At 56.7% G+C, this 16,565-nt stretch carries 17 protein-coding genes; 7 read left to right on the forward strand and 10 right to left on the reverse strand.

What is annotated here, in order from left to right; translation table 11 throughout:
* Window positions 1-264: 264 nt before the first annotated feature.
* The 4 genes from WEB64_RS14315 to WEB64_RS14330 all read left to right on the forward strand — a co-directional run bounded on the left by WEB64_RS14315 (window position 265) and on the right by WEB64_RS14330 (window position 4,016).
* Entirely contained in the window at window positions 265-438 is a 174-nt protein-coding gene (locus WEB64_RS14315) for a hypothetical protein (protein ID WP_368058584.1), read from the forward strand.
* A gap of 392 nt (window positions 439-830) precedes the next feature.
* On the forward strand, window positions 831-1,592 hold the full coding sequence (locus tag WEB64_RS14320; RefSeq protein ID WP_368058582.1) for an SDR family NAD(P)-dependent oxidoreductase: 762 nt from the start codon (window positions 831-833) through the stop codon (window positions 1,590-1,592).
* Window positions 1,593-1,653: 61 nt separating this feature from the next.
* On the forward strand, window positions 1,654-2,805 hold the full coding sequence (locus WEB64_RS14325) for an acyl-CoA dehydrogenase family protein (protein ID WP_368058580.1): 1,152 nt from the start codon (window positions 1,654-1,656) through the stop codon (window positions 2,803-2,805).
* Between the two features lie 29 nt (window positions 2,806-2,834).
* The gene (locus WEB64_RS14330; protein WP_368058578.1) at window positions 2,835-4,016 is read left to right on the forward strand and encodes an acetyl-CoA C-acyltransferase; all 1,182 of its coding nucleotides are present in this window, start codon (window positions 2,835-2,837) and stop codon (window positions 4,014-4,016) included.
* A 13-nt stretch (window positions 4,017-4,029) separates the two neighbouring features.
* Here the strand turns inward: WEB64_RS14330 and WEB64_RS14335 are convergent, their stop codons facing one another.
* From WEB64_RS14335 to WEB64_RS14345, 3 genes are all read right to left on the reverse strand, one after another.
* Window positions 4,030-5,034 (reverse strand): AraC family transcriptional regulator, encoded by a 1,005-nt coding sequence (locus WEB64_RS14335; RefSeq protein WP_368058576.1) that lies wholly within the window; start codon window positions 5,032-5,034, stop codon window positions 4,030-4,032.
* Between the two features lie 148 nt (window positions 5,035-5,182).
* Window positions 5,183-6,451, reverse strand: a complete 1,269-nt coding sequence (locus tag WEB64_RS14340) for a nitrate/nitrite transporter (protein WP_368058574.1) — start codon at window positions 6,449-6,451, stop codon at window positions 5,183-5,185.
* On the reverse strand, window positions 6,448-6,576 hold the full coding sequence (locus tag WEB64_RS14345; protein WP_368058572.1) for a hypothetical protein: 129 nt from the start codon (window positions 6,574-6,576) through the stop codon (window positions 6,448-6,450). The genes WEB64_RS14340 and WEB64_RS14345 overlap by 4 nt, the downstream gene beginning before the upstream one ends.
* Before the next feature lie 272 nt (window positions 6,577-6,848).
* Between WEB64_RS14345 and WEB64_RS14350 the strand changes: the two genes are divergently transcribed.
* Window positions 6,849-7,973: a patatin-like phospholipase family protein gene (locus tag WEB64_RS14350; protein ID WP_368058570.1), complete on the forward strand. Its 1,125-nt coding sequence runs from the start codon at window positions 6,849-6,851 to the stop codon at window positions 7,971-7,973.
* A gap of 13 nt (window positions 7,974-7,986) precedes the next feature.
* On the opposite strand, the gene WEB64_RS14355 is transcribed toward WEB64_RS14350, so the two are convergent.
* Window positions 7,987-8,613: a lysozyme-like domain containing protein gene (locus tag WEB64_RS14355; protein WP_368058569.1), complete on the reverse strand. Its 627-nt coding sequence runs from the start codon at window positions 8,611-8,613 to the stop codon at window positions 7,987-7,989.
* A 140-nt stretch (window positions 8,614-8,753) separates the two neighbouring features.
* Between WEB64_RS14355 and WEB64_RS14360 the strand changes: the two genes are divergently transcribed.
* The gene (locus WEB64_RS14360; protein WP_368058567.1) at window positions 8,754-9,638 is read left to right on the forward strand and encodes a carboxylate/amino acid/amine transporter; all 885 of its coding nucleotides are present in this window, start codon (window positions 8,754-8,756) and stop codon (window positions 9,636-9,638) included.
* A gap of 1 nt (window position 9,639) precedes the next feature.
* Here WEB64_RS14360 and WEB64_RS14365 read toward each other — a convergent pair whose 3' ends face one another.
* From WEB64_RS14365 to WEB64_RS14390, 6 genes are all read right to left on the reverse strand, one after another.
* Window positions 9,640-9,993, reverse strand: a complete 354-nt coding sequence (locus WEB64_RS14365) for an FHA domain-containing protein (RefSeq protein ID WP_368058565.1) — start codon at window positions 9,991-9,993, stop codon at window positions 9,640-9,642.
* Window positions 9,993-10,754 (reverse strand): PP2C family serine/threonine-protein phosphatase, encoded by a 762-nt coding sequence (locus WEB64_RS14370; RefSeq protein ID WP_368058563.1) that lies wholly within the window; start codon window positions 10,752-10,754, stop codon window positions 9,993-9,995. The genes WEB64_RS14365 and WEB64_RS14370 overlap by 1 nt, the downstream gene beginning before the upstream one ends.
* Window positions 10,751-12,391, reverse strand: coding sequence for a protein kinase (locus tag WEB64_RS14375; protein WP_368058561.1), 1,641 nt, complete (start codon window positions 12,389-12,391; stop codon window positions 10,751-10,753). Before WEB64_RS14375 ends, WEB64_RS14370 begins: the two co-directional genes overlap by 4 nt.
* 168 nt (window positions 12,392-12,559) lie before the next feature.
* On the reverse strand, window positions 12,560-13,741 hold the full coding sequence (locus WEB64_RS14380; protein ID WP_368058559.1) for an NAD(P)/FAD-dependent oxidoreductase: 1,182 nt from the start codon (window positions 13,739-13,741) through the stop codon (window positions 12,560-12,562).
* A 103-nt stretch (window positions 13,742-13,844) separates the two neighbouring features.
* Window positions 13,845-14,654: a PhzF family phenazine biosynthesis protein gene (locus WEB64_RS14385; RefSeq protein ID WP_368058557.1), complete on the reverse strand. Its 810-nt coding sequence runs from the start codon at window positions 14,652-14,654 to the stop codon at window positions 13,845-13,847.
* The gene (locus WEB64_RS14390) at window positions 14,626-14,973 is read right to left on the reverse strand and encodes a hypothetical protein (RefSeq protein WP_368058555.1); all 348 of its coding nucleotides are present in this window, start codon (window positions 14,971-14,973) and stop codon (window positions 14,626-14,628) included. Before WEB64_RS14390 ends, WEB64_RS14385 begins: the two co-directional genes overlap by 29 nt.
* 178 nt (window positions 14,974-15,151) lie before the next feature.
* Between WEB64_RS14390 and WEB64_RS14395 the strand changes: the two genes are divergently transcribed.
* Entirely contained in the window at window positions 15,152-16,564 is a 1,413-nt protein-coding gene (locus WEB64_RS14395) for a PLP-dependent aminotransferase family protein (protein WP_368058553.1), read from the forward strand.
* Window position 16,565 lies beyond the last annotated feature (1 nt).

Consider the following 16,565-nt stretch of genomic DNA (forward strand, 5'->3'; position numbering starts at 1 on the left):
GGTTTGAGAGCTACTATGTTTAGAAGTGCCGCCTTAGCTGGAGGTAGTAATTTAGGGAGCCTCTGATTAACTCCTGAATCGCCTCTGCGTGCTCTGAAGGCTGTAGGTGCAAGGCGCGGCTCGCCGCCAATGGCCGTAGCCCTTGGCAAGAGTCGCAACGCCGCAGATGCAGCCTTCAGAGCGCGCCCTTCGGGGCTTTCAGAGCGATTCACACTCCGCGTTGCGACTTCTTGCAAGGTCCAGACATGACTGCAAAGTCGCGCCTTGATTGTGAATCGCTCTGAAAGCCAGAGGTGTCGTCAACGGCTGGACTTGGGTGACGGTGACGCCCACACCTGTGATCTTGATGGCCGCGTGTTCGCCCACTCCATGCCAGACGACCTACCTGTACTCACCTACAGTGTCGACAGCCAGATCACCGACATCGGCGGACAGTAACTCTCTTAGATATATAAACCTGATGGGCCTGTCTGAATTTGATAAATTTTATAGTTTGTCGAAAAATTTTTGGAGTTGGTTTTATAGACATCCCTATGCAGAAGCGATAAGTCATCTGCTTAACCTGACTCACCCCGAGTTGAATCTCAGTTCTCTGCATCGGGGCATGGAAGCACTGGGGGACAGACAACTCGCCAATATGCCGGTCCAAGTCCGTCAGCAGTATTTGCGGTCTTCAAAGAACCCCAGTTTTTAACAAATTTCCTGCCTGTTTATGTCATGGCGCCAGCGCTTACACTGGGCCACACTATTGTTATCCGCATTTCGTATTCCCTGATCGGCACATGTTTGAATGATGTCGTCAGGCCCCCGTTAAGCAAAAGGAGAACAGTATGGATTTCAAAGACGTTGCTGCAATAGTGACCGGCGGTGCTTCAGGACTGGGTGAGGGCTCAGCCCGTGCACTGGCTGCAGCAGGCTGCAAGGTAGCGATATTCGATGTCCAGAAAGAGCAGGGCGAAGCCGTAGCCCGGGACATTGGTGGTATTTTTGTCCACTGTGATGTGTCTTCCGCTGAAAGCGCAGAGGCCGCTGTGGCAAAAGCCCGTGAGGCCCATGGTTTGTGTGGTATCGCCGTTAATTGTGCTGGTATTGCGCCAGCGGCAAAAATTCTGGGGCGCGAGGGCGTGATGCCCCTTGAGAGCTTTAATAAGGTGATTCAGGTCAATCTGGTCGGCACCTTCAACATTATGCGGCTCGCAGCTGCGGACATGGCTCAGCGTGAACCAAACCCAGACGGCGAGCGCGGAGTGATTATCTCCACCGCCTCGGTAGCCGCCTACGAAGGACAGATCGGACAGATCGCCTACAGTGCGTCCAAGGGCGGCGTGGTCGCGATGACCATCCAGGCTGCCCGTGAACTTGCGCGGGAAGGCATTCGGGTTAACACCATTGCTCCGGGACTGTTCATGACACCCATGATGGCCGGTATGCCGCAGGAAGTTCAGGACAGCCTGGCGGCCACGCTTCCGTTTCCGCACCGGCTGGGCAAGCCAGAGGAATTTGGCATGCTGGTGGATCAGATGGTTCGAAACCCCATTCTCAACGGCGAAGTAATCCGGCTGGATTGCGCCCTACGGATGGCGCCCAAGTAATCCGGCTGGGTGGCGAAAAATCAGGCATACGCTTTTTTTGTTGAATTATCTGGAGAACCCTATGACGAAGGCTATTGAAGCCGAAGAGCTGGCCCTGTTCCGGGACACGGTCGTGAAGGTCTTCGAACGTGAAGTATCACCCCATTATGAGAGCTGGGATAAAGCCGGTATCGTGCCCCGCGAGCTCTGGCAGACCTTGGGCGGGGCGGGGTTGCTGTGCGTGGATATGCCTGAAGAGTACGGCGGCTGCGGCGTGCCGTTCGAGTACTCGGTAGTGGTTGGGGCAGAACTTGCGCGGATGGGGTTCGGCGCCTTGTCCACGAACGTCATGGTGCACTCGGATATTGTTGCGCCTTACCTGAGCCATCTGGGCAATGAAGAACAGCGTCAGCAATGGTTGCCAAAGATGGCCTCTGGTGCGGTGGTCGGTGCGATCGCCATGACCGAGCCGGGCGCTGGCAGTGATTTACAGGCGATGCGCACCAGCGCAGTAGCAGACGGGGATGACTACATCCTTAACGGCTCGAAAACCTTCATCACCAACGGCCAGCACGCAGGTATGGTCATCGTGGCGGCCAAAACAGACCCGAAGGCGGGTGCCAGGGGCATCAGCCTGTTTCTGGTAGACACGTCAACGCTCGGTTACAGCCGGGGCCGTAATATGGAAAAGATCGGGCAACATTGTGGTGACACCTCGGAGCTGTTCTTCTCAGACATGCGGGTCCCGCGTTCAGCGTTGCTGGGTGAAGAAGGCCAGGGTTTCATGTATCTGATGACTGAATTACCCCGGGAGCGCCTGGTGATCGGCGCTTTGGGTGTGGCAGCTGCACGGGGTTCGCTGGACCTGACCCTGAAGTATGTTGATGAACGGATGCTGTTCGGGCAAAAACTCAAGCAGTTCCAGAACACCCGCTTCGAGATTGCCGAAATGGAAACCGACTACCGCATCAACAAGGCGTTTATCGACCAGTGCATCGCCGAGTACGAACGGGGCGAATTGGATGCGGCCACGGCCTCCATGGCCAAGTACAGCGCCACGGAAATGCAATGCCGGGTGGCCGACGGTTGTTTACAGTTGTTTGGTGGTTATGGCTATACCACCGAGTACCCGATTTCTCGCGCGTTTATGGATGCCAGGGTGCAGCGGATCTACGGTGGCACGTCCGAGGTCATGAAAGAGGTCATCGCACGCTCGCTGCTTGGCCGGGCGTAACAGGCCATCCAACCTATTGAGGTGAAATTATGTCAGACAGTAACGTAGTGATCGCGGGTTCGGCCCGCACCCCTATGGGCGGCCTGATGGGCGCGCTGAGCTCGGTGCGTTCACCGGAGCTGGGAGCTATCTCCATCAAGGCAGCCATCGAACGCGCCGGGCTGACACCTGCGGATATCGATGAAGTGATTATGGGCTGCGTATTACCGGCCGGGCTCGGCCAGGCGCCGGCACGACAGGCTTCCCGTGCCGCAGGAATTCCCGATTCTTCGGGCTGTACCACCATCAACAAGATGTGTGGTTCGGGCATGCAGGCAGTCATCATGGCCCATGACCAGATCAAAGCGGGCACCAACCGCATCATGATTGCCGGTGGTATGGAAAACATGAGTCAGGCGCCATATCTGTTGCCCAAAGCCCGTGGTGGCATGCGTATGGGTCACGGTCAAGTGATGGATTCGATGTTCCTGGATGGCCTGGAAGATGCCTATGAAGGCGGTCTGATGGGGGTGTTTGCCCAGCGCACGGCGGATAACTACAGTCTTGGACGTGAAGCAATGGACGCGTTTGCCATCGAATCCCTTAACCGATCCCTGGAAGCGATTCGCAATGGCGGGTTCAGTGATGAGATTGCCGCAGTCACGGTGCCTGGCCGTGGTGGTGACACAGTGGTGGATACCGATGAGCAGCCAGGCAATGCCCGACCGGAAAAAATTCCCCAGCTGAAACCGGCGTTCAGCAAGGACGGCACGGTGACCGCTGCCAACTCAAGCTCTATCAGTGATGGCGGCTCTGCCCTGGTGTTGGCGACCGAAGCGGCGGCAACTTCCCGGGGTCTTACACCTCAGGCGCGCATTGTCGCCCACGCTACTCACGCCCGGCTACCAGCGGAGTTCACCCTGGCGCCGATTGGGGCAATCCAGAAGGTGCTTGATAAGGCTGGCTGGAGTCAGGGTGATGTTGATCTTTACGAGATCAACGAAGCTTTCGCTGTTGTGACCCTGCTGGCTATTCAGGAGCTTGGGCTGGATGCCACCAAAGTGAACGTCCATGGTGGCGCTTGTGCGTTGGGGCATCCCATTGGCTCATCGGGCTCACGGATATTGGTGACCCTGATCAATGCCCTTAAACAACGGGGTCTCAAGCGTGGCGTGGCGTCACTGTGCATCGGCGGCGGTGAAGGCACGGCGGTGGCGATCGAGCTGATCTGATGCCAGCGTGCGCTCACGGGTCCTGCTTTCGGTAGGCTAGGGGGCTGAGCCCGGTCCAGTGTTTGAAGGCGCGGGAGAACGCGCCGGGTTCGGCAAAGCCGAGCTGGGTGGAAATCTCGGTGATGCTCAGGTTTTGGCGGGAGAGCATGATCACTGCCTGATCGCGCCGAAGGTTGTCTTTGATTTTCTGGTAGGAGCTGCCCTCGGCTTTGAGCTTTCGCGCCAGTGTATAAGTGGTCAAGTGGAGATGCTCTGCAACCCAGTCCAGATTCGGCAGGCCGGTGGCATCGGCCACTTCCAGCAGTCTTCTTACCTGCGTGGTAAGGCTGTCGTCATCATCGGTCCAGATCAACAGGTTACGGGGAGAACTGAGAATGAAGGCATCCAGTTCTGCCGGACTGCGGGTGACGGGCATGGCGAGGTAATTCTTACTGAAAAACAGGCTGTTGTGGGCCTGTTCGAAATCACACAGGCACGGAAATACAAAGCGGTATTCATCAAAATGCCCCGGTAACGGGTGCTGAAACGTCGCATGGCTGAGCACGATTTTTCGGCCGATCAGCCAGCCGATTAACCGGTGCCATACCAACAGCAACCATTCCACCAGAAAACTGTCCGGGTCCAGTTCCGGCCGGCGATGGGTCATTCGCAGCTCGGCTTCTTCACCTTCCAGATTCAGTTCAATCACAATGTCGTCTGTAAACAGTCGATAGCATCGTATGCTTTGCAGGACGACGTCTTCCAGACTGTCGCAATGGACAACCAACGACCCCATAAGGTGAAAATGCCCGACCTTGCAGGGGCGAGTGGTGCGCCCCATGAACTCATCGTCCAGCACACTCCACACCAGCCGGAATAACCGGATAAACTGGTCTGTCGGCACCCGGGCCCTAGGCTGGCGGATTACCTCGGGGTCAATGCCCCGCAGTAGTAACAACTCGTCAGCCGGGGCATTGGTTTGTTCCAAGCCGTGGAGAACAGAGCGGGCGTAATGGGATGAAAAAGTCAGGTTATTCATGGCACTGGGGCCCTGGCAATGGCGGAACCGGCTTGGTATTCGCCAGCAGTTTCAGGTTGCCACGATCTTACAGAATTTATGAAGAGATGATAACGGTAATGGTGTGCTGTCCTGTTTCACCGGCCCAGTAACCGTCGACGCTCTACGGCTACTGGGATTTGGTTTCGCCTGTGATGGGTTCAATTGGCTCACCGTCCACTTTGAGGAGCTGGAGGTTGTAAGCTGCCTGAAGGCCGGTTGGTTCTACCTCTTCCTCGGACTCATGATCAATATAACGCGGATATAGCGGTGACAGCATTGCCACCAGAATGCCAATCGAGGCGAAGATTGCAAACCCATCGGCATAACCGAATTTGTCCACCAACATGCCAATAACAGGGGAACCGGCTGCCTGCCCGAGCGCGACGGCCAGAAATGGCAGCACCGGTCCCATCGACAGTCGACCCGGTAACAGACGAATGCCAGTCATCAGGTACAGCCCCGTCAGACTCATGTAGGCCAAGCCGAAGACCAGAGCGGAAAACACCGCGAGTAACAACTGACCCGGGCTGGCGGCGAGCAACGCAAGGCTTGCGGCCAGCATTACCAGCATAAGCGCGTGTGTGATGGGAGGGTTATTGCGATCGGCCAAGTCGGCCACCACTGCCCCTCCGAGACCAGCGATGCCGACTGCGAGCCAGAGCCACCCGGTTTCGCCGGATGGCAGGTTACCGAGGGTGACGGTCAAATCGGGAGCGAAAACCCAGTATGCCGCAGAGACGAAGCCCATCGCGAATGCAAACAATGTAAGCCGAAACAGACGCGACCACTGCAGCGCAGTAATCGGAGGCGGGGGTGCGGCGTTAGCAGGCGTGACCCGCGACACCGAGGGTATGAAGTACCACGCTGCAATGACCCCGATGGCCGCCAGCACGGTAAACGAGAGGTACGCGAAGCGCCAGGCGTCCGATAAGAACAGAACCGTCGGCACAGCGACGGCCACGCCAATGCTGGTGCCTGCGTTCATGACGGAGCTTACGCGCCCGTGCAACGAACGGTTTACTACCGCCTGCATGGCCGCAGTGAGTGCGGGCATCATCAGACCGGTACAGATGCCGCAAGCGACCACGCCTATGCCCAGGGAGAGTGGACCTATGGCCTGACTGATCACTGCGAGACCGGCAACACCAAAACCACTGGATAGCACCGCAGTGGTGCGGGCACCGAGACGATCGGCAGTAAAAGGCGCGACCAGGGACGCCAGCACGAAACTGATGAGCGGCAGCGCGCCGATGATGCCAATTACCTCTGGTGTCAGTTCCAGCTCGGCGCGGATGGGGGGTACAAACAGTCCAAAAGCAAAGCGCGCGAGCCCGAAACTGATTGCGATCAGAGCAGCACCGAACAGGGCGAAGCCTGTGCTCGACATAGATTTCATGCCGGTGTCTCCGGGCTCCCACCGATCAACCCGATCATCTTGGGCTCCCGGAGCCGCCGCCAGAGCGCAATGCCTGGTCGTTGATGCCCGATTTTTACGTTTACCCTGATCTCCGTGATAATCATGCAGCCCCCCAGTAAAAGAAAGGAAACAGGGCCAGTTCCGAAGAGCCCCTATGGTATAGGTTAATTTCGCTACTGCTGTACCCTCACACTTCGAGAGGCAGAGGCGAACAGACTAGGAGTTCTCCTGACCAGATACAAACAATTCTCCGGTACAGCGATTCTCATCTGCGTTAGTCTGCCTCGTTGAGCTAAGCTTAGGCTGAATGCTGGAGAGTTTGAAATATCCTCAAATGGACGCTATCGAGTGATCAGGTGCAGAAAAGTGAGCTGACATGACGGAGACCGGCATCGTTCTGACCGGAGGAGGTGCACGGGCGGCCTATCAGGTTGGCGTGCTGCGCGCGATTTCGGATATGTACCCCGATTGGGCTCACCCTTTCAGGGTTATCGTAGGTACCTCCGCTGGCGCCATCAACGCGCTGTCGCTGGCCAGTGGCGGAGGCATTTTTCGCCATAACGTTTACCGGCTTGAAAAACTGTGGTCTGAGCTGACGGTGAACGATGTGTACCGGAATAATCCCGTTGATATTTTTCGCAATATGACACGGGTTTCCGGACGCATGGTCTTTGGTAGTAAAAGTGGCAGCCATCTCTCCTTGCTCGACAATAGCCCTCTACGGAGGCTAATGAGCCGGGAAATGAATTTCCAGGCCATCCAGCAGACGATTGCGGACGGCGATATATCAGCCGTTGGCGTCAATGCGTGCGGGTATTCCACCGGGCAGAATGTCTGCTTCTTCGATGGTCATGAGTCGCTCAAAAGCTGGACCGTCGGCCAGCGGGCCGGTGCCAGAACCACCCTCGGGCTTGAACACGTCATGGCATCCTCAGCCATACCGACGGTGTTTCCGCCTGTGCAGATCAACCGGGAATATTTTGGTGATGGCGTTACCCGGCAAATGGCCCACGTCAGCCCGGCGCTTCGTCTTGGCGCCCAAAAAGTATTAGTGATTGGTGTCAGCGCCAACAGTATGTGTTCGCCAAACCGCCCGGCCAAACCAGAGGCGCCGACGTTCGGACAGGTTATCGCCCATGTTTTCAACGGCATGTTTCTGGATACACTGGATTACGATATCGACCGCCTGCGGATGATAAATCAACTCATTGAACTGATTCCGCCGGATAAGCTGGCGGAATCGGGGCTTGCACTCAATCCAGTTCGATTATTGGAAATCTCCCCCAGCGAGCCTATCGATGAGCTGGCCGCAGAACATATGTCTGCCATGCCTCTGATACTGCGCAAGCTTGCGGGTGCAACGGACAGGAGTTATGCCTCCGGAGGCAGTCTGGCCAGCTATCTGCTCTTCGATCACGGGTTCTGCACTGCTTTGATCAAATTGGGTTATCAGGATGCCCAAAACCATGCCAGGCAGATCGAGCGGTTCTTTGAGGATTAAGCCGGAGGAATAGTCAGCGACAAAAGGGCCCGAACTCGTAGAATCGGCGGCACTGAAATTCCTTTTCACAGGAAGCCAACTGAGATTGGTAGGTTTTGGTTCTGGTGGCGACATTCGCCGCAATGCGCTGCAGAGCGGGTTTCTGTTTGTGGTAACCGCGACGGTATCCGGTACGGCCTTCGTGATAAGCGAAATACAGATGGTCGGATTTGTTCAGCGGGATGCCCAGTTGTTCGTGGGTTTTGCGGTTGTACCAGCCGATAAAGTCGAGAGCGTGTTTCATTTGGTCCCGGGTGGCGAGGACACTGCCAGCTTCCGCCATATAGTCACTCCAGGCCGGGTCCAATGCCTGGGCGTAACCGTAGGCGGTTGAGGGCCGTTCCCAGGGAATGAATCCGAACAGTTGGTTCCGGGGTGGCCGGATATGGCTGCGAAAAGACGATTCGTAATGCACGAACGCCATCTGGACGGCAATGGGTGTGCCCCAACGATCCCGGGAGCTGGCCGCGTGGTCGTACCAGGTCGGTTGTTCCCGAAAAATTTCGCAGACGTTATCCTGCCGCAATGGCGGGGCCGGTACCACAATGGCAAAGCCGCCCACCAGCCACGTCATCAGGGAAATGAAGATGAACGGCGTCACATAGCGCGTGGTGAAGGTCCGAATTTTTTTGGGCCGACGGCGAGGAATAGCGCTCTCCAGGAGTTGCCAGTTGAATCACAAGTATACGGCTTGAGGGATTGATAACGTATACTCTGCGGCCGGTTTTCATGGGGTAGGTTATGGCACTTCTGGTTTTTGTCACGGTTCTTTGGGCATTTTCATTCAGTTTGATCGGCGTGTTCCTGGCCGGACAGGTAGACAGCGACTTTGCCGTCCTCAGCCGGGTCGTACTCGCGGGACTTGCGTTCCTGCCACTGACCCGCTGGCGAGGTGTTCGTCAAGAACTGAAAGTGGGGGTTACGGTCGTTGGAGCGCTGCAGTTTGGCATCACCTATCTCTGCCTGTACCGGTCATTCAGCTACCTCTCGGTACCTGAGGTATTGTTGTTTACTATTTTCACGCCACTTTACGTCACCCTGATTGACGATCTGCTGAACCGCCGGTTCTCTCCAGTGGCCCTGGTGGCGGCTGCCCTGGCTACCCTCGGTGCAGGGATTATCCGATACGACGGCCTGAGCGCGGATTTCGTTACCGGGTTCCTGTTGCTGCAGGTGGCCAATGTTACGTTTGCTGCCGGGCAGGTGGGCTATAAACACCTTATAAAACACTACCCCACTGAGATGCCCCTGTACCGGTTTTTCGGGTACTTTTACGCTGGCGCCCTTGCCATCGCCTTACCATCCTTTCTGATTTTTGGCGATGCCAGCCGGTTGCCCGCCACCCCGGTACAATGGGGTGTGCTGGTGTGGCTGGGATTGGCGGCATCAGGTTTGGGGCTGTTTTTATGGAACCGGGGCGCCTGCCTGGTGGACGCTGGCACCCTGGCGATCATGAACAATGCCCTGGTGCCCGCTGGTTTGCTAGTCAACTTGCTGATCTGGAACCGGGATGCTGACTTATTGCGGCTGGGCCTGGGCGGAGCGGTCATTATGTTCTCGCTATGGGTCAACGCCCGTTTTTCACGGGGTAGACTGACCGGCGCCACGCTTGTGCGGCGGACGTAAGCTATTCCTCGAGGATGTAGGCGGTTTTCTCCAGGCTGTTTTCATCTTCATCCAGAAACCGGAACAGGTTCCAGCCGATGCGTACCATATCGTGGCTGTTGAGCCTTTGTCGGCTGCTGAGACGGACATCGTTGATGAACGTCCCATTGGTGCTATTACTATCGGTGATGTAGTAGTCGATAGCGCCGTCAAGATAGGCGTTCTGCTCGACTTCAATCAACGCATGGTGGCCACTAACAGAAATCTCGTCAATGCGGATGTCACAGTCTCCGCGACGGCCGATCTGCACCAGCGGGCCACTTAATTCGAAGGTGCTGACCACCACGTTGTCCACCAGTTGTGAAAGAACCGCCATTACATACTCCTTGGTTGGTCAAACTGCAGCAGGATAAGGGAGACATTGTCGGCCGCCTGGTTCCTCAGGCTGGCGTCTATCAACGCCCGGGCCTGGCTCTCCAGGTCCTTTTCCTGGCCTATGATGGCGGGCCACTGGTTATCGGACAGAGCGTCGGTCAGACCGTCTGAGCAGAGGATCAGGTGATCGCCTGGAACCAGCTTGACGCTAGTGATGGTGGCAGCGCTATCCGTTGATGACCCTAGTGCTCGGGTTAGCACGTTTCGGAAAGGCACCCGGGGCACCTCCTCCGGTTTAATAGAGCCATCGTCCACCATATTCTGAGCAACGGTGTCATCACGGGTCTGCTGGCTAAGTTCGCCATGCCGGAACAGGTAAGCCCGTGAATCGCCCAGATGAGCAATCCAGGCGGTGTCCTCCTGCAACCAGGCCAGGACGACGGTGGTGCCCATTTTACTGAGCTTTTCCTGGCCCTTGCGCGCATCGTCAATACGGCGACTCGCCAGATCAATACCTTGTTGAATGTGGGCGCGCAGGCTGTCAGCTTCCAGAGCGCTGTTTTCCAGCAGCTCCTGGAGTGTTTCCACTAACGCTTCAACGGTAATACGGCTGGCGATCTCGCCGCCTTCATAGCCGCCCATGCCGTCAGCGACAACGCCCAAAGCCCGCTGGCCATCGGCCGATACCCTCCAGGTCAGACTGTCCTGGTTGCTGTCGCGTTTGGTGCCGAGGTCGCTCAACCCGGTTGCAGTGATGGTCATCCGGTTGCCTCCTTATTGGCTTCTTTGGTGAGCGACTTACGCAGCGCTTCAGCCATCTCGCCAGCACTACCAAAGCGTTTGGCCGGCTCTTTCTGGATCGCTTTGTTGATGATGCGTACCACGCCCTCGGGCACCTCAGGGTTAAATTCGCGGACACTGCGCGGGCGCTTGTTCAGAATTTGGTAGGTCAGGTTCGCCAGCGTGTCCCCAGTGTAGGGTGTTTCTCCGCAAACCAGTTTATAGAGGGAAACGCCGAGGCTGTAGATATCCGACGCTCCGGTGACTTTCTGGCCCTTTAACTGCTCTGGCGACATGTACAGTGGGCTGCCCATAACGCTGCCGGTGCGGGTTCTGGAGTCGTCGGTGATCTTGGCAATGCCGAAATCGGTTATTTTAAGGCCTCCGGTCTTGGCGTCATAAATAATATTGCCCGGTTTGATGTCGCGATGAATAATTTTGTGACGGTGGGCGTAGTCCAGGGCTTCTGCCACCTGGGACAGTACCTTCAGCACCACTGCGATGGGTAGCAACCCGTTAAGTTTGCCATAGGCACTAAGGGGCTTTCCTGGCGCGAAGTCCATCGCGATAAATGCCAGATCAGCCTCTTCGCCGACATCGTAGACGGTGACAATGGCGGGGTGATTCAGTCGGCCAGCAGCTTCAGCTTCCCGGTAAAATCTGGCCTTGAGTTCACTCAATTCTGTTTGCTCGAACTGGCTGTAACTGAGGGTTTTGATTGCCACGGTGCGAGCGATCTTCGGATCCTTGCCAAGATAAACCACCCCCATGGCACCCCGGCCAATCTCCCGGTCAATCTCATAACGGCCAAGGGTCGGTTTGCTGACCGCCTGGTCCGGCATGATCAGCGTGCGGGTGGAATCGAACCCGGCACTGAAAGCTGAAGGGGAGTCAGCAGTCAGCCGATCCATCGCATCCAGCCGGTCTTTAACATCACGGAAGCGTTTTTTCTGCTGCAGGATCTGCTGATAGGTTCGCCTGGCCTGGTCATACTGGCGTTTACGTTCCTGCTGGATAGCAATGTCGTATTGCAGGGCAAGAGTGGCATCGTCCGGCGGGCAGTCAGCCAGCGCGTCCAGTGCTTCATCCGGTTTGCCTTGCCCCAGTAACAGTTTACCGAGCTGAAATCTTGCCTCTTGCACATTGCTCCGAAGTTCCCGGATCTCCCGAAAGGACTGCATCCAGAACAGCATGACCATGAAACCGGCTGCCAGAAGAACGACGACCTGGCCGAGCGGAAGCCAAAGCTGCTGATAGAGCATCAGCGCAGCCTGAGTTAACACCAGGCCACCGGAAATCAGTAGAACCAGTACCACCGACATGGCGGCGCTCAGCATCGGTATGAGAAACACCAGAAACCCCAGGCAGAGCACAACGGCGCCCCGAAGGAGATGATCGGTCCAGCTCGGCTGGCTGTAATTACTGGCAGCAATCTGACTGGCAAACTCTGGCACTGACAGGCCCAAGGAGGCCGCGGGTACATTTTGCCCAGTGGCTTGCTGAACACCATCGAACAGAACGCGATCAAGCATCGAAACCATCGGCAGCTCAGCACTGGCGAGCAAGACAATCGCAGCCAGAGCGATTACCAGCAGGCGAAGACTGAACAGACGTGACAACAGGAAACGGATGGCATCTACTCCGTGGAACTACACGTATGGGTCTGGCCAGTTTAAAAAGAGATGATGGCAGGGGATACAGGGCATTTAACGTTTTTTGTAAGTTATTGTGTTCATCCGGGCCTGAGTCGCGATCCTCCATCGATCCGTAATAGTACCCGTCAATATCTAAACCGCCCCTCCAGCCGCAACCCCCGAGGCCCATGCCCACTGAAAATTATGACCGCCCAGATGCCCGGTGACATCGACAACTTCGCCAATGAAGAACAGGTTGGGACGGTCGTTGACGGCTAGGGTTTTGGAGGACAGCTGGCGGGTATCGACGCCGCCGAGGGTGACCTCGGCGGTACGGTAGCCTTCGGTGCCCGCTGGTTTGACTTGCCACTCGTTGAGTGTTTTTGCGATGTTTTCGATATCGTTGTTTTTCAGGTTTTGAAGAGCGCCTTGCCAGCCATGGAGGTCGTTGAAGGCCTGGGCAAAGCGTTTGGGCAAGGTTTGCATCAGGTAGTAGGCGACGGTGGATTGAGGTTTTGAAACTCTCAGGCTGGTCAGATCCTCACCGGCGTCGAGGCCGGGGAGGAGGTCAACGGTCAGTGCATCGCCGGGATTCCAGAAACTTGAAATCTGCAACATGGCTGGGCCACTCAGGCCACGGTGGGTGACTAGCATGGGCTCCTGGAAATGCTCGTTGTTGCAGTGCACGTCGACCGGACAACTGACACCGGACAGGGGCGCGAGCCGGGACTTGAGTTCCGGGTGTAAAGTGAACGGTACCAGCCCCGCCCGGGTTGGTAATACCTCGAGCCCGAACTGGCGTGCGATTTCATAGCCAAATCCGGTGGCACCCATAGTCGGGATCGACAAACCGCCGCAGGCCACCACGAGGGAGTCACAGGACAGTTTGCCCGCGTTGGTCTGCAAGGTGTAACCTTTGCCGCTGTCGGAAATTGACTGTACCGCTGTCTCCATCCGCACTTCGGCGCCCGCCCATTCACATTCGGTCAGCAGCATCTCCAGAATGTCTTTGCTGCTGGTCTGGCAGAACAGTTGCCCCGCCGCTTTTTCTTCATGTTCAATACCGTGGCGTTCAACAAGATCCAGAAAATGTTGGGGGGTATACCGCTTGAGCGCGGAAATACAGAAGTGCGGATTATTTGATAGGAAATTGGCGGGGGAGCTGTTGAGATTGGTGAAGTTACAGCGCCCGCCGCCGGACATCAGGATTTTCTTGCCGGGTTTGTTGGCGTGGTCCAGCACGAGCACCCGACGCCCCCGGTAACCCGCAGTGGCCGCGCACATAAGTCCAGCGGCCCCTGCGCCTATAATGATGACGTCGTAGCTTGAAGACATGGAACTCCGGGATGGCTGAATGAATGGCGCGATTATACGGGCAGAGATGCGATGAGTCTCTCAGCCCGAATCTGAAACCTGTCCGGCACAGCAATCACTGCCATCAGGGCAGTTGGATAAAGCCTTCCATATAAAACGCTGCCTGGCCCGCGATGCCCACCCGATCCCCGCGCAGCTCACACTTCAGAATGCCGCCGCGCGCGGACACCTGGTGAGCGATCAGTGCCGGTTTACCCAGTCGTTCACTCCAGTAAGGCGTGAGCACGCTATGGATAGAGCCGGTGACGGGGTCTTCATCAATACCCATGCCTGGCGCAAAGTAGCGGCTGACAAAGTCGCAGCTTTGCCCCGGAGCGGTAATGATCAGGCCCTGGTTGCCCAGGGCTTTCAGGACACGCATATCGGGGTTAGCGTTTTTTACCTCTGCTTCACATTCCAGCACCAGCATGTAGTTGGTGTCGTTAGGAACAAAGAAAGCTGTGTCGGGAATACTGCCAAGACTTTGTTTGAGCAAGTCGGGCGTTTCGACGGTTTCAAACGCCAGATTGGGGAAATCCAGTTCAAGCCAGTCGTCGTTTTTACGAGTTACTCCCAGGGGTCCACTCGCGGAATGAAAACGAACGGTGTCTTTGTTCCAGTCAAGCCGGTTAAACAAAACCCAGGCCGATGCCAGAGTGGCATGGCCACAAAGCCGCACCTCGCCCCCGGGAGTAAACCAGCGGATATGGAAGTCGTGGTCAGCGTCGGCCGCACCAGGCACAAAAAAGGCGGTCTCTGACAGGTTGTTCTCAACTGCAATGGACTGCATAAGCGCATCATCCAGCCAGGCTATCAGAGGCACCACGGCAGCCGGGTTGCCGCTGAAAACGCGGTTGGTGAAAGCATCAACCTGATACAGGGCATGGCTTGTCATGTCTGGTCTCCAAAGTCGGTTGGCAAGTGTCAGGATGGTCGAAACCACAAGCATAAGCCAGGGCTCGACGGTTCGCGAAAGCGGATAACTCGGCGTGCCCATAAAGATAAACACGAAGGGTAGCCCCTGCTTTTGAGAGCACCCAGCGATCCGGCCCCGGCTGCTCTACGGCGAATCCCAGGCTTGCCAGTTTAATGGTAGCTTTTCCGGGGCTGACCGGTTTGGCCAGGTGGTCGCCAGCGAGACCCAGTAAATCGTTGCGCTGGCCGTGGCGTCGGCCAGACGATGGCTGCCATTGGTATGGGCATTGTATAGTCATGGCATCGGTTCCTTCTTCGGGTACTGTGACACCATTCTGCTCCGGGCCTTGAGACCATAACAGATTCAGAAAAGCGGCTTTTGCACCGGTACAGGAAGGTCTAGAATGAATCTGTGCTGCTGAATTAGTCATCTAACTGTACTGCTGTCTTCGTTCACCGGTCTGGCAGGATAGAGCTATGGGAATTCTTTATAATCGCGTTGCAGACCAGCTCCAGACCTTGATTCACGAAGGTGTCTATCGTGACGGTGAGCGCTTGCCCGGGGTTCGGGTGTTGAGCCGTCAGTTCGGCGTCAGTATCTCGACCGTTTTGCAAGCTCATCAGACTCTCGAAGCCAGGGGGTATCTGATGGCACGGGAGCGCAGCGGATATTTTGTGCACCTGCCACGCAGAGATGTTCCGGTACCGGATATGCCTAAGCCGAAGGTGCGCCCGGCGCCGGTCACTGCCCGGGACATGACCCTGGCGCTGTGTTCCGAGACCCAGAAGCGGCTGGTGCCCTTGGGTGCCGCTGTGCCTCATCCGGACTTTCTTCCTTTACGCCAGATTCAGCAGGCCACCATCTGGGCCGCGCGTCAGGGCTATGAAACCCTGGATTATGCTTTTCCCGGAAAACCATCCTACCTGCGTCAGCTCGCGCAGCGTATGACTGCGCTCGGGGTTGTGGTAACGCCAGAGGATATTCTTGCCACTAACGGCGCCCAGGAAGCCATTATTCTGGCGCTGCGGGCCGTTACTCAACCTGGCGATATCGTGGCGGTGGAGTCACCGTCGTTCCCCGGCATTCTGCATGCGCTGGAAGTGGTCGGGCTGCGGGTCATTGAGATTCCCACCCATCCCTCCGAGGGCATCAGCCTGGAAGGTTTGCAACTGGCTCTGGAACAATGGCCGATCAAAGCGTGCATTGTGGTACCGAACCACAGTAATCCGGTTGGGGTGAGGCTGACCGATGACAACAAACGTCGCCTGGTGGATATGATGGATGCTGCGGGTGTACCGTTGATCGAGGATGACATATACGGGGATCTTCCCTACGAAGGTGAGCGGCCCCGGCCTGCGAAGGCATTTGATAAGACTGGCAACGTGATCTACTGCAGCTCGTTCTCGAAAACCATTTCACCGGGGCTCCGGCTGGGTTGGATGATTCCAGGGCGCTATATGGCGGGAGCCAGCCAGCAAAAAGTATTTTCCAACCTGGCGACAGCTTCCCTGCCACAACTGGCAGTCGGCCATTTTCTGGAGCAGGGTGGCTACGACCGATATCTTCGCACAGCGCGGCAACGTTACCGGGAGGCGACTGATCGGATGCGGGCGGCCATTGGCCGGGAATTTCCAGAAGGCACGGCCGTCAGTAAACCAATGGGCGGTTTTGTGCTCTGGCTGCAGTTGCCAGACAAAGCTTCTGGCTATGAGGTATACCGTCTGGCGCGGGAGGAGGGCATTCATACTGCGCCTGGCCGGATGTTCTCTACGACGGACAAATACGAAGACTACCTGCGGCTGAATGGCGCCAATCCGTGGAGCGACCGCATTGAGAAGGCCATCCAGCGTCTCGGCGCGTTGGCGAGGCAGGTTGCCAAAGAAACTTGAA

Origin of the sequence: Marinobacter sp., assembly GCF_040882185.1 — a bacterium.
Taxonomy (GTDB): domain Bacteria; phylum Pseudomonadota; class Gammaproteobacteria; order Pseudomonadales; family Oleiphilaceae; genus Marinobacter.